Consider the following 13,102-nt stretch of genomic DNA (forward strand, 5'->3'; position numbering starts at 1 on the left):
CGGGGTGACTGCCCGAGTGAGGCATCCGGAGGAGGGGGAGAGCACCGATGACCCACGCGGTCCGGGCAGGAGCCGCCGATCGCGGGCCGGCCGGTCTCAGTGGCCGAGACCACGAACAGGACGTCCTGGACGGACTCCTGGCGGGAGCCCGGGAGGGCCGGGGCGGGGCCGTGGTCCTCCTCGGCGATGCGGGGTCGGGCAAGACGTCCCTGCTCGACCGGTGTGCCTCGGCGACCGCGGGCGGCGCCCGGATACTGCGGTGCACGGGCGTCCAGTCGGAGGCGGAACTGCCGTACGCCGGTCTGCAGGTCCTCCTCCGGGGCACCCTGAACCACGCCAGGAACCTGCCGGAGCGCCATCTGACCGCGCTGCGCGGGGCGATCGCGCCGGACGGGACGCCCGCGGGGGACCGCTTCCTGGTCGGGGCCGCCACCCTGGGCCTGCTCGACGAGCTGGCCGAGGAACGTCCGGCCCTCGTCCTCGTCGACGACGCGCAGTGGCTCGACCTGGAGACCATGGACGCCCTGCTGTTCGCCGGCCGCAGGCTCGGCCTGGGCCGGGTGGCCATGGTGTTCGCCGCACACGAGGACTCGGCGGCCTTCGACGGCGCGCCGGGCCTGCCGGTGCTGCACCTCGGACCCCTGACCGAGGGGGAGGGGGCGGCGCTGCTGGCCGGCCAGGCCCCCGATCTCCATCCCGCCGTGCGCAGCCGGATCCTCGGGCTCGGGCAGGGCAACCCGCTCGCCCTGGTCGAGCTCGTGGAAGCCCTGACACCGGCCCAACGGGACGGCAGCGAGCCGCTGGACGCGCGGGAGATCGCCGTGCTGCCCGCCTCGTGGCGGGTGCGGCGGATCTTCGACGAGCGGATCCGGGCGCTGCCCGCGCCGACCCGCCTGCTGCTGACGGTGGCCGCGGCCGACGACACCGGTGACGTGGCGCTGCTCGTCGCGGCGGGGGAGCGGGTCGGCCTGGCCGCGCGGGACCTCGGGCCGGCGGAGGCGGCGGACCTCGTCCGGGTGTCCGGGCGACGCGTGGTGTTCCGGCATCCGCTGGCGCGGGCCGCCTCCTACCAGGGAGCGGTGCTGGTCGAGCGGACGGCCGTGCACCGGGCGCTCGCCGAAGCGGCGTCGGCTGCCGGGGACATGGGGCGACGCGTCTGGCACCTGGCCGCCGCGACCGTCGGCTACGACGAGGAGGTGGCCGCGGAACTGGAGCGTGGGGCCGAACTGTTCCGTTCGCGGGGCGGTCGCGCGGCCGTCGCCGCGGCCTACCGGAGGGCCGCACGGCTCACCGAGGACCCGGAGGCACGTTCGCTGCGGCTGGCCGCAGCGTCGGCCGCCGCGGCCGAGGCCGGCCAGGCGGAGCTCGCGGCGGCGCTCGCCGACGAGGCGGGTCCCGTGAGCAGCCCCGTGGCGATCGCCCGGCTCGCCGGCGTCCGGGCCGCGCTCGAACACGAGCAGGGCCGCGCGGAGTCGGCACGCCTGCTGCTCGTCGAGGCGACCTCGCGGGTCACGGCGGACCGTCCCGCCGTGGGCGCGTGGCTGCTGTTCGAGTCGGCCGCGATGGCGTGGGCCGCGCCCGACCCGGTCGCGGCGGCCCGCGACACCCGGGCACGGGCCGCCGGTCTGGACTTCGGCGGGCACCCCATGCACCGGGGCGCCGCCGGGGTGCTCGACATGCTGTCGGGTGATCACGTGGCCGGGGTGACGGCGATCAGGGACTTCGCCCGGTACGTCGTGCGCAGCCGGCCCGAACGGGGTCTGACCGACCAGGTGCGTCTGCACGGCTGGGACATGCTGCTCGGGGAGTTCCGCGCGGTGCACGACGAGGCCGTTGTCCTGGAGCGGGAGTGCAGGGCGGAAGGAGCCGTCGGCGTGCTGCCCCGGGTGCTGCTCCGTCTCGCGCGGCTGCGGCTGTTCCTGGGCCGGCACCGGGACGCGTACACGTCGGCGGTCGAGGGCCTGGAGATCGCCTGCGACACCGGCCAGCACCAACTCGCCGCGATGCTCAGCGGCGTCCTGGCCGTGCTGGCCGCCCTCGACGGGGAGGACCCGGACGGCGCGGACGGCGCGGGAGGCCCGGCGGGGCGGCACCCGCACCCCGCCGTGCCCGCGGTCCCGATCTGGCTGACCAGGGCACGCGCCCTGTTCGACCTCGGGCTGGGCCGCTACGACCTGGCCCTGCGACGGCTCGCGGTCCTGACCGGAGGACCGCACCGGCACCTCATGGTCTCCGTGCACAGCCTGCCCGACCAGGTGGAGGCCGCGGTCCGGACCGGGCGGGCCGCCGATGCCGGGTGGGCCGCCGACCGGTTCGAGCGCTGGGCCGCAGCCACCGGGACCGCGTGGGCGGGGGCGGTGGAGCTGCGCTGCCGCGCCCTGCTCGCCGCCGACGGCGCAGGGGCGCAGGACCTCTACGAGCGCGCGCTCGCCGCCCACCAGGGAGACGGCCGCCCGTTCGAACAGGCCCGCACCCACCTCCTGTACGGCGAGTGGCTCCGCCGCGCGAAGCGCCGCGCCGCCGCGCGGGAGGCGCTGACCGCGGCCCTGGAGTCGTTCGAGCGGATGCCGGCCGGCGCGTGGGCGGACCGGGCCCGCACCGAACTGCGCGCCGTCGGTGCCGCCCCGGCCGCGCCGGCGGCGGGCGCCGATCCCGCGGGGCGGCTGACCGCGCAGGAACTGCGGGTGGTCCGGCTCGCGGCGACCGGGCTGAGCAACCGGGACATCGGCGCCCGCCTGTTCCTGAGCCCGCGCACGGTCGGCTACCACCTGTCCAACGCCTACCCGAAGCTGGGCGTGACGTCGCGGGCCGCCCTGGGCGCCCTCGACCTGGACTGACGTCCCGTCGCCCCGGAAGACCCCGTCGGCCCGCCCCCGTCGACCCTGGTCGACCGCGTCGGTCCGGCGCCCCGTCACGTACCGACGCCGGTACCGCACCCCCGTCGTTCGACGGATCCGCTGCGCAGGACGCGGTTCCTAGTGTTCCCCGTGTTCGAGAAGTGCTCGGCATGGGAGGGTTCATGAAGGTTCTGGTGCTCGGTGCCACCGGCTACATCGGCTCCGCGGTGGTGTCGCGGCTGACGCGGGAAGGCCACGACGTGCTGCCGCTCGTCAAGGACGCGGGCGCGCTGAACCCGGACGTGCCCGTGCGCGTGGGCGATCTGACCGACCCCGCGTCGCTGCGCGCGGCGGTCACGGACGAGGTGGACGTCGTGGTGAACCTGGCCACGCCCACCGGCGACGAGGCGGTGGACACCGCCGCCCTTGAGGCACTGCTCGCGCCCCTGCGCGGCACGGGCCGGGCGTTCGTCTACACCAGCGGCGTGTGGGTGCTCGGGGCGACCGGGGACACCGCACTGACCGAGGACGCCGACACCGACCCCATCGCGATCGTCGGCTACCGGCCGGGGATCGAGCAGCGGGTGCTGGCCGCCGCCGAGGACGACGTGCGGGCCATGGTGATACGCCCCGGCATCGCGTACGGGCGGGACGGCGGCATTCCCGCCCTGATGACCCGCTGGGCCCGGGAACGCGGCACGGGACGCTACGTGGGACCGGTCACGACCCGCTGGCCGATGGTGCACGTCGACGACCTCGCCGAGCTGTACGCCCTCGCCGTCGCCAAGGCCGCCCCCGGTGACCTCCTGCACGGCGTCGCCTGGGAGTCCGTCCCCACCGCCGCGGTCGCGGCCGCCGCCGACATCGCCGCGGGCGGCACCGGACGGGCCGAGTCCTGGCCGCTCGCGGAGGCCGCCGAGGTGCTCGGGGAGCCGTTCGCCGAGGCGCTCGCCCTCGACCAGGTGGTGTCGGGGCGGCGCGCCGTCGAGGAGCTGGGCTGGCGCCCGAGCCGCCCGGGCGTCCTCACCGAGCTGGCCGGAGGCGACCGTGACTGACACCACCGACCCGACGGCCCCGCCGATCTGCCGCGCCTGCGGCACCCAGTACGCCGTCGCGCGTCCGGACTGCCCGGTCTGCCTGGACGAGCGCCAGTACCCGGCCCCGGGGGGTCAGCGGTGGACGACGCGGGCCGAGCTGCGCGCGGAGGGCCACAGCGGCCGCTTCGAGGAGCAGGGGCCCGGTGTGCTCGGCGTGGGCGTCACCCCGCACTTCGCCATCGGCCAGCGGGCCCTGCTGCTGCGCACCGCCGCGGGGAACGTGCTGTGGGACTGCGTGCCGTACCTCGACGACGCGATGGTTCGGGCCGTCGAGGAGCTCGGCGGCATCGACCACATCGCGATCAGCCACCCGCACTTCTACTCCTCGATGGTCGACTGGGCCCACGCCTTCGACGCGCCGGTCCATCTGCACGAGGCCGACCGGGAGTGGGTGGGCCGGCCGGACCCGGCGCTGCGGTTCTGGAGCGGACGCACGCTCCGGCTCACGGACGAGGTGACCCTGATCAACCCGGGGGTGCACTTCCCGGGCAGCGCGGTGCTGCACTGGAGCGCGGGCGACGGGGCGCTGTTCACCGGAGACGTGGTCAACGTGTGCCCGGACAACCGCTGGGTCAGCTTCATGTACAGCTACCCCAACCACATCCCGGAGCGTCCGCGGGCGGTCCGCGCGGCCGCGGACCTGCTCGCCGGCCACCGCTTCGAGCGGATCTACGGCGCCTGGTGGAACCGGGTCGTCACCTCGCGGGGCAACGAGGTCCTGGCCCGGTCCGTCGACCGCTACCTCCGGTTCGAGGAGGCCACGACGGCCGCGGCGCGGGTGTAGCACCGACGCGGAGGGGGACGACGGGTGACCGGGAGCCCCGGTCACCCGTCGCCGTGCGAGGTGCTCCGGCCGGAGGCCGCACAGGGGCCGCCCCCGGCCGGGGCGCGGCTCCGGCCGGAGGCGCACAGCGCTCGCCCCCATCCGGGACGCGGCTCCTGCCCGAGGCCCACAGGGCTCGCCCCCGGCCGTGACGCGGCTCCTGCCGTCACACGCGCGAGCCGATGACGTCGGCGGGGCGGCCCGCGAGGGCGAGGCGGCCGGGAACCAGCGTCGCCAGAGCGGTGAGCAGGGCGGCGCATCCCACGGTGCCGAGGTACGTCGGGACGTCGACGGACGGGGAGGCCGAACCGGTCATGCCGACACTGAAGGCCGTGAGCACCGCGAACGCGATGCCGGATCCCAGGACCGCGGCGATCAGCACCACCAGGGCCGCCTCGATGCGGAGCATTCCCCTCACCTGGCGCCGGGTGGTGCCGATGAGCCGCAGCAGGGCGAACTCCCGCGTCCGGTCGAAGACCGACATCGCCAGGGTGTTGACCACGGCGATCGCGGTGAAGGCGATGATCAGGCCCATCGCGAGGTAGTTCACCTCGGCGTTGGAGCGCTGCACCTCCGCCTGCAGGTCCTCGACCTCGTCCCGGTCGAGGACGGCCACCCCCGGCAGGGCGCCGAGCGCCCGGCCCAGCTCCGCCCGGCCGGGTCCCGCCCCGTCCTCGGTCTTCACGAGCAGCGAGGAGGCCAGCGGGTTGTCGACGTGCCGGGCCACCAGCGCATGGGCCATCGTCACGTCGCCGAATCCGAGCCCGCGTTCGTACACCGCCGCGACGGTGAGCTCGGTCTCGGTGCCGTCGCCGAGGGCCAGCCCCAGCCGGTCCCCCGGCCGCTTGCCGAGGGCGTCGGCGGCGAGTTCGCTGAGCGCGACGCTCCGCGGCCCGAAGCCGTCCAGGGTTCCGGCCGTGACGGCCGGGTCCCAGGTGAGGGCGAGGCCGTCGGTGGAGACGCCCTGCGCCGGGTACTTCTCCAGCCCGACGCGTACCGACGTGCGCACGACCTCGGTCACCGCCGCCACGCCGGGGACCCGGCGGAGGCGCTCGCCCGCCTGTGCCGGCACACCGGGGCCGGCCGAGCCCACGACCCAGTCCGCCTTGTTGCCGGCGCGGGCCTGTGCGGTGGCCGCCGCACCCATGGTGGTCTGGACGAAGAACACCGTGCACGCCATGGCGATCAGCAGCGTCAGCGGAGTGATGGCCGCGGAGAGCCGCTTGGTGTGGGCGCGGGCGTTGGCCGTGGCCAGATGACCGCCGACCCGCGAGACCCTCAGCGGGACCCCGAGGACGGCCACGGCGATCCTCGCGACGAGCGGCCCGAGCAGGGACACGGCCACCGCGAGGACCACCACGGACAGGAAGGTCACCGGAGTGGCGGCGGGCTCGCTGCGCAGCGTGGCGAGGACCACGAGGAGGACGACGCCCCCGACGAGGAAGCCGACGCCGGCCCCGAGCCGCCCCCAGGCGACGGTCCGCCGCTCCATGGCCGCCTCGGACAGGGCCTCGGCCGGGCGGATGCGGCTCGCGCGGCGGGCCGAGATCCGTGCGGCGGCCCAGGCGCCCAGGAGGGACGCCCCGACGGCGGCGAAGAACGGGAAGACGCCGACGGTCGGTCGGAGGGTCTCCGGAATCGCCTTGAACTCGACGAACCGGCCGTGGAGCCAGTGGGCGACGGGCAGACCGGCGACCGCTCCGAGAACGCCGGCGAGGGCTCCGACGATCAGCGCCTCGCGGCCGATGAGCGCCCGGACCTGCCGGGGCGTGGCCGCGACGGCACGCAGCAGGGCCAGCTCGCGGTGGCGCTGCTGGATGGTGAGCGCGAAGGTGCCGACGACCACGAGGATCGCGACGAGCAGCGACGTGCCACCGATGGCGCCCCCCATGGAGACCAGTTTGATCCGGGCCTTGGCCGCGTCGAGGAACTCGACGGGGCCGCGGTCGCCGCCCGTGGCCACGGTGGCGCCGCTGCCGTCGAGGGCCTGAGCGACGCGGGCCGCGAGTTCCGACGGGGAGACTCCGGCCTCGGGCAGTACCCCGACGGCCATGACACGGCCGGCGTGGCGGGACAGCCGGCCGGCCTCGGCGTCCGTGAAGAACAGCGAGGTCTGCTGTCCCAGGTCGCCGCCGGTGGGGGCCGCGACGCCGGTGACGCGGTACGTGCGCGGGGCGTCGGTCGACTGGACGGTCACCTCGGCACCGGGCTTCAGGCCTGCCCGCGCGGCCAGTTCACGGTCGACGACGACCTCGTCCGGCGCGGCGGGGGCGGCGCCCTCGACCAGGGTGAAGGGGGTCAGCGGCGCCGAGGTCCAGGCGTGACCGTACGAGGCCTTGCCGTCGACGCCCGGGACGACCCGACCCGAGGCGGTGACCGCGTACGCGGGGAAGGTGACCTCGGGCACCGCGGCCCGCACGCCCGGGAGGGCGGCGAGCGTGGTCACGGTGCCGGCGGGCAGCCACACGCGCTCGCCGAGCGGCTTGGTCTTCTCCTTCCGCTTGGTCTTGTCGCCCTTCCGCTCGACCGTGACCTGGTGGACGTTCTGGTCGGCGGCGACGATCACCGGTGATCCCGCGTACCGCTCGGTGCCGATGGTTCCGCGGAGCCCGGTCTCCAGCAGGATGCCGCAGGCCGTGATCAGCGCGGAGGCGCAGAAGAGCGCGAGGAAGGCGCCGGTGAAGCCTCCCTTGCGGGCGCTCAGTGTCCGCAGGGCGTAGCGCAGCATCAGGCCCACGCTCCCAGGTGCGTCATGCGGTCGGCGACGCGGTCGGCCGTGGGCGCGGCCATCCGGTCGACGATCCTGCCGTCGGCGAGGAAGAGGACAGTGTCGGCGTAGGAGGCGGCGACGGGGTCGTGGGTGACCATGACCACGGTCTGCCCGGTCTCGTCCACGCACGAGCGCAGCAGCGAGAGGACCTCCTTGGCGGTCATGGTGTCGAGGGCGCCGGTGGGCTCGTCACCGAAGACGACATCGGGCCGGGTGATCAGGGCCCGGGCGATCGCGACCCGCTGCTGCTGCCCGCCGGACAGCTCCGCCGGCCGGTGGGCGGCCCGGCCGGCCAGGCCCACGCGGCTCAGGATCTCCTCCAGCCACGCGGGGTCGAGCCGCTCGCCGGCCAGGCGCAGCGGCAGCTCCACGTTCTCGCGCACGGACAGCGCGGGGATGAGGTTGAAGGCCTGGAAGACGAAGCCGACGCGCTCGCGCCGCAGCTTCGTCAGCCGCGTCTCGTTCATTCCGCCCAGTTCGGTGTCGCCGATGAAGACGGAGCCGCCGGAGGGTCTGTCGAGGCCGGCGGCACAGTGCAGGAAGGTCGACTTCCCGGAGCCGGAGGGGCCCATGACGGCGGTGAACGAGCCGCGTTCGATGCCGACCGAGACCCCGTCGAGGGCCCGCACGGAGCGGCCCGTCTTTCCGTACTCCTTCACGACCCCGTCGAGGCGCAGCGCGAAGTCCGTGCTTCGGGCGCCGCTCCGTCCGGGGGAAGGGTTCGTCTCGGTCCTCATGCGCGACCTGTCCTTTCGAGGGTGGGTGAGGGGGTGGTGGGTGAGGGGGTGAATGGGGGCTGCGGGGTGGGAACCTCGGGAGTCAGGCCGAGACCGGTGAGTTCCCGGGCCGCCCAGTCGAGTTCGGCGGCGACGGCCCGGGCCAGTCCGGCGGCGCCGACCGGCCTGCGGTGCTCGGCGAGCGCGGACCAGGTGGAGGTCTCCACCTCGACGTGGTCGGTGACGGCGCGGTCTCCCGCGAACAGCGCGCTCAGGGTGGCGCGCAGCACGGGCCGGGTGGAGGCGAGGGGGGCGGCGGGTTCCTCGTGCAGCGGCACGTGGTGATGGATGCGCCACGGTGCGAGGCCGGGCAGGGCGCCGGCGAGGGCCGGCCCGAGGTCGTCGGAGCCGAGCGGCGCCCGGCCGTCGGGCCCGGCCTCCCCCGTCTGGTGCAGGAAGCGCGGCTCGGTGAACGCCGCCAGTGCCTTCCGTACGCCGGCGTCGACGGGTTCCGGAGCCTCCAGGGCGCACGACGCCTGGACCTTCACCACGGGGAGCCCCGCCGCCAGCAGCCGGGCGACGGCGGTGCCCGGGTCCTCGTGGGCGACGGCGAGGTGACAGGCGTCCAGGCAGAGCCCGATCCAGTCGTGGTCGACGTCCCTGAGCACCTCGACCGCCTGCTCGGTGGTCGCTGCCACGCAGCCCGGCTCCGGTTCGACGGCGACCCGTACGGTCCGTCCGGTCTCCGCCGCGATCTCCCGGAGCCCCACGGCGAGAGCGTCCAGTTGCCGCATCGCGGCGGACATCCGGGTCCGCGACCAGGCGGTGCGCCAGGCCAGCGCCAGCGTCGACACGGAGCCGCGCCGGGCGTCGTCGGGCAGCAGCCGGGCCATGATCCGGGCCAGGTCCAGCGTGTAGTCCAGCCGGGCCGGTTCGGACCAGTCCGGGTAGTACAGGGCCCGCTTCACCACGGGGGCGTGGAAGACCCGGTAGGGGGAGCCGTTGAGGGTGGCCGTCTCCACTCCGCGCTCGGCGAGCATGCGGCGCAGCCGGGTGACGGCGGCCGGGTCGGCGGCGAGGGCCGCCGCCGTGACGGCGGGCAGCCACAGGCCGAGGCCGACGACCGGCTCGCCGGTGGCGCGGCGGATCGGCTCGGCGTGCGCGGCGAGCCGGGCGGTGATGCCCTCCAGGGTGTCGGCCGGGTGCAGGTCGGCGCAGTGGCCGAGGTGGACGGCGGTGCCGTCGCGGTGCCGGAACCGCATCAGGCGGCTCCGGGGCGGGCGGCCGTAAGGCGGGGCACGCCGACGGAACGGAACATCGCAGACTCCAGAACTCTCGTGCCCCTGTGGGGCCTTCTCGTCTGCGACGACGCTAGGAGTCGGCTTTATCGGCCGGATATCGAGCGGTTAGGCGACCGCTCTCACACCGGGCGGCACACCGCCGCGGGGGACGTGGCGTCCGTCGGGGCTCCGGCCGTCGTGGCGGGTCCGGGGTCGGTCGCGGCGGCGCGGGGGTCTGTCGTGGCGGGGTCGGAGCTGGTCGTGCCGGCGCGGGGGTCCGTCGTGGCGGGGTCGGAGCTGGTCGTGCCGGCGCCGGGGCCCGTCGCGGTCCGGCCGCGTTCCGTCGCGTCCAGCAGTTCCAGGGCGCGGTTCGTCCTCTCCTCCCACGGCGGGGAGCCGATCGCGCGGAACACGTCGAGCGCGGCGGTCAGGTGTACCCGGCTCTCCCGTGGGCGGCCTCCCTCCCGGTGGAGCTGCCCGAGGCCGAACCGGATCTGGCCCTCGATCAGCGTGCTGTGGTGGCGCCGCGCGACGTCGAACGCCTCCAGGTAGATCTCCTCCGCTTCCGACGCCGCTCCGGCCGCGCGCCGGGTCTCCGCGAGCCCCAGCAGCGCGTGCGCGTAACCGAGCAGGTCGCACTTCTCCTTGACGATCCGCAGCGCCTTGCCGAAGGCTTCCTCGGCGGGTCCGAGCTGTCCCAGCGCGAGGTACACGCCGCCCAGTCGGTGCGCGGCCATCGCCTGGGAGCGTCCCGCCGCCGGGAGGACCGCGACGACCGCGACGGCCCGGCGGCTCAGCTCCAGTGCCTCGTGCGGCCTGTCCTCTTCGAGCGCCATCTGCGCCAGGCCCTGCAGCACGTACGCCTCGGCCGAGAGGTCGCCCACCTCGCGGAGGACCGGAAGGGCTTCCCGCAGGCGGAGCGTGCCCTGCTCGTACTCGCCCCTGATCCGGTGGATGAGCCCCAGGTGGCTCAGAATGAGCGCCGCGCCGTGGGCGTCGCCCGCCTCCCGGAACAGGGCCAGCGCGGTCTCCGACCTCTCGGCCGCCTCGGGCACCCGGCGCAGCCTCAGCTCGACCACACCCAGCTCCATGTGCATGGCGGCCTGCCCCCGCACGTTTCCCGCGGCGATCGCCGCCGCGAGGGTCCGCTCGCTGCACGAGCGCCAGTCCTCCACGTAGTTGCGCGCCTCGAAGAGCACCTGGAGGCAGAGGACCAGATCCCACGCCAGCTCCGCCATGCCCAGCTCGCACGCCTGGCCGACGACCGCGAGCAGGGTGAGGCGCTCGGCCTCGAACCACTCCATGGGGCTCGCCAGCAGCTCCTCGACGAGGGCGGGCTCGACCTCCCTGCGCGGTACGTCCCCGTGCACCGTGTCGAAGTCCCCGCCCTCCTCGCGCCCGTACGCCAGCTCGGCGAGGGTCAGGCAGGTCCGGAAGAAGCGGTCGCAGGCGGCCAGCCGGTCCGCCTCGGACTCCTCCTCCCGGGCCAGCTCGCGGGCGTAGAGCCGCAGCAGGTCGTGGAAGCGGTAGCGCAGCCGCCCGGTGGAGTCGACCCCGGAGACCTCAAGGAACTGCGCGTCCACCAGGTGCTCGATGAGCCGCTCGGCCTCCAGCTCGCCGCAGTCCAGGAGCGCGGCCCCGGCCCAGGAGGCGAAGTCCGGTCCGGAGAGGAGCCCGAGGAGGCGGTAGAGGCGGGCCGCCTCCCGGTCCAGGTAGCGGTAGCTGAGCGCGAACCCGGCCCGGACCTGCAGCTCGCCCTGGCTGAGCTCGTCGAGGCGGCGCCGCTCGTCGCTGAGCCGGGTGACCAGGTGCCGGACCGACCAGTGGGGCTTCGAGGCGAGCCGGGCCGCGGCGATGCGGAGCGCGAGCGGCAGCCGGTCGCACAGCGCGACCAGCCGGGCGGACTCGGCGGGCGCGCCGTGGATCCTGGCCTCGCCCACGATGCCGCCGAGCAGTTCGAGGGAGCGGTCCTCGGGCAGCAGCCCGAGGAGGATCCGTGCGGACGGTGGCCAGGTGACCAGCTGCTCCAGCTGCTCGCGGCTGGTGATGAGCACGGCGCAGCCTCCGCCGCCCGGCAGCAGCGGCCGGATCTGCTCCGGCGTGCGGACGTTGTCGAGCACGAGCAGGACCCGGCGGTCGGCCAGCACGCTGCGGTACAGCGCGATCCGGTCCTCCAGTTCGTCGGGGACGTCCTCGCCGGCGACCCCGAGGGAACGCAGGAAGCGTCCGAGGATCTCCCCCGCGGCGGTCGGGGTGTGGTGGTCGTCGTATCCGCGGAGGTCGGCGAAGAGCCTGCCGTCGGGATAGTGCCGCGTGGCCCGGTGCGCCCAGCGGACGGCCAGCCCGGTCTTGCCGACGCCGGCGACGCCGGTGATCAGCCCGACTCCCGGTGCGCGACGGCCGGTGTCCTGGACCTCCACCAGCGTCTCCAGGGCGGCCAGCTCCTCTTCCCGTCCGGTGAAGGCCGGCACGTCGGAGGGCAGTTCGGAGGGGACGACGGAGCGGCTCACCGCCGGCCCTTCGGGGGATGGGGCCGGGCCGGCGGCCACGAGGGCGGCGTCGTCGCGCAGGATCGCGTCGTGCAGCGTCCGGAGCTCGGGGCCGGGCTCCATGCCGAGTTCCTCGACGAACGTGCGCCGGGCCTCCCGGAAGCTCTCCAGTGCCTCGGCCCGGCGTCCGGAGCGGTACTGCGCGAGGATGAGGTGGTACTGGGAGCGCTCGCGCAGCGGGTGCTCCCGCACGGCGGCGGCCAGTTCGGGCAGCAGCACGCGGTGTTGCCCCAGGTCGAGGCGTACGCCCGTCCAGGCCTCCTGGGCGTGCAGGCGTATCTCCTCCCAGCGGGCGGCCTCGTCCTCCGCCTGGCGGCCGGTGACCCCGGCCAGCGCGGGCCCCCGCCACAGCGCGAGCGCGTCGGCGTAGTGGCGCGCGGCGTCGGCGGGGCGCCGCGCGCGGACCGCGGTCTCGGCGTCCGCGACGAGCGCGGTGAAGGCGGTGCTGTCGAGATCGTGCCCGTCGGTCCGCAGCAGGTAGCCGGGGTGCTCGGTGGCGATGACCTCGTCCGTCGCCCCCGCGTTCTTGAACGCCTTGCGCAGGGCCGCGACGACGATGGCGATCTGAGTGCGCGCGGTGGCCGGCGGGTGGTCGTGCCACAGGGCGTGCACCAGGGAGTCCACGGGCACGACCCGCCCATGGCTCAGGAGCAGCAGGGCCAGTACCGCCCGCTGCCGCGCACCCCCCAGTGGAACCGTCCGTCCGCCCGCCGAGACCACGAGTGGACCGAGCATTCCGAAGCCGAGCCGCTCACCCAACGCATCCCCCAAGAGCCGACCGCGCCTGCCGGCAAGATCACCTTACCGCCGGGTCCGCCGCTCGGGGCCGTACGCCGGCCGAGGCGGGCGACGTGGGCCAATGGCCCCCTCCGGTCACCCGTTCCCCTGTGCGGGTGGGCCAATGGCTCAGGCTTCCGTCCCTCGGTTGAGCCGTCGTACCCCCTTCTGTCTATCCTTGTAGCCATCACACACCTTCGGCGCCGCGCTGCGCCGTCCGGCGACGAGGCCGGACCGGCCCGCGGTGCTTTCG

General features: G+C 75.3%; 7 protein-coding genes. 3 read left to right on the forward strand and 4 right to left on the reverse strand.

Annotated elements, in window-relative coordinates:
- The first annotated feature begins 47 nt into the window (after positions 1–47).
- The 3 genes from ABTY59_RS28050 to ABTY59_RS28060 all read left to right on the forward strand — a co-directional run bounded on the left by ABTY59_RS28050 (position 48) and on the right by ABTY59_RS28060 (position 4,718).
- On the forward strand, positions 48–2,837 hold the full coding sequence (locus ABTY59_RS28050) for an AAA family ATPase (RefSeq protein WP_352021825.1): 2,790 nt from the start codon (positions 48–50) through the stop codon (positions 2,835–2,837).
- Positions 2,838–3,019: 182 nt separating this feature from the next.
- Positions 3,020–3,892, forward strand: a complete 873-nt coding sequence (locus ABTY59_RS28055) for an NAD-dependent epimerase/dehydratase family protein (RefSeq protein ID WP_352021826.1) — start codon at positions 3,020–3,022, stop codon at positions 3,890–3,892.
- Complete coding sequence (locus ABTY59_RS28060; RefSeq protein ID WP_352021827.1) at positions 3,885–4,718, forward strand: MBL fold metallo-hydrolase; 834 nt, start codon at positions 3,885–3,887, stop codon at positions 4,716–4,718. The genes ABTY59_RS28055 and ABTY59_RS28060 overlap by 8 nt, the downstream gene beginning before the upstream one ends.
- 205 nt (positions 4,719–4,923) lie before the next feature.
- Here the strand turns inward: ABTY59_RS28060 and ABTY59_RS28065 are convergent, their stop codons facing one another.
- The 4 genes from ABTY59_RS28065 to ABTY59_RS28080 all read right to left on the reverse strand — a co-directional run bounded on the left by ABTY59_RS28065 (position 4,924) and on the right by ABTY59_RS28080 (position 12,807).
- Positions 4,924–7,485 carry an FtsX-like permease family protein gene (locus ABTY59_RS28065; protein ID WP_352021828.1) on the reverse strand — a complete coding sequence of 854 codons (2,562 nt, stop codon included), beginning with the start codon at positions 7,483–7,485 and terminating at the stop codon, positions 4,924–4,926.
- Positions 7,485–8,264, reverse strand: coding sequence for an ABC transporter ATP-binding protein (locus ABTY59_RS28070; RefSeq protein WP_352021829.1), 780 nt, complete (start codon positions 8,262–8,264; stop codon positions 7,485–7,487). Before ABTY59_RS28070 ends, ABTY59_RS28065 begins: the two co-directional genes overlap by 1 nt.
- The gene (eboE, locus tag ABTY59_RS28075; RefSeq protein ID WP_352021830.1) at positions 8,261–9,505 is read right to left on the reverse strand and encodes a metabolite traffic protein EboE; all 1,245 of its coding nucleotides are present in this window, start codon (positions 9,503–9,505) and stop codon (positions 8,261–8,263) included. Before eboE ends, ABTY59_RS28070 begins: the two co-directional genes overlap by 4 nt.
- A 158-nt stretch (positions 9,506–9,663) precedes the next feature.
- Positions 9,664–12,807, reverse strand: a complete 3,144-nt coding sequence (locus ABTY59_RS28080; RefSeq protein ID WP_352021831.1) for an AfsR/SARP family transcriptional regulator — start codon at positions 12,805–12,807, stop codon at positions 9,664–9,666.
- Between the last annotated feature and the right edge of the window lie 295 nt (positions 12,808–13,102).

It is taken from the genome of Streptomyces sp. NPDC096079 (assembly GCF_040303145.1).
Taxonomy (GTDB): domain Bacteria; phylum Actinomycetota; class Actinomycetes; order Streptomycetales; family Streptomycetaceae; genus Streptomyces.

What these genes read in the sequence shown, in the direction of transcription:
- ABTY59_RS28050 (WP_352021825.1), top strand. Translation starts at nt 48, where the DNA reads ATGACCCACGCGGTCCGGGCAGGAGCCGCCGATCGCGGGCCGGCCGGT.
- ABTY59_RS28055 (WP_352021826.1), top strand. Translation starts at nt 3,020, where the DNA reads ATGAAGGTTCTGGTGCTCGGTGCCACCGGCTACATCGGCTCCGCGGTG.
- ABTY59_RS28065 (WP_352021828.1), bottom strand. Translation starts at nt 7,485, where the DNA reads ATGCTGCGCTACGCCCTGCGGACACTGAGCGCCCGCAAGGGAGGCTTC.
- ABTY59_RS28070 (WP_352021829.1), bottom strand. Translation starts at nt 8,264, where the DNA reads ATGAGGACCGAGACGAACCCTTCCCCCGGACGGAGCGGCGCCCGAAGC.
- eboE (WP_352021830.1), bottom strand. Translation starts at nt 9,505, where the DNA reads ATGCGGTTCCGGCACCGCGACGGCACCGCCGTCCACCTCGGCCACTGC.
- ABTY59_RS28080 (WP_352021831.1), bottom strand. Translation starts at nt 12,807, where the DNA reads ATGCTCGGTCCACTCGTGGTCTCGGCGGGCGGACGGACGGTTCCACTG.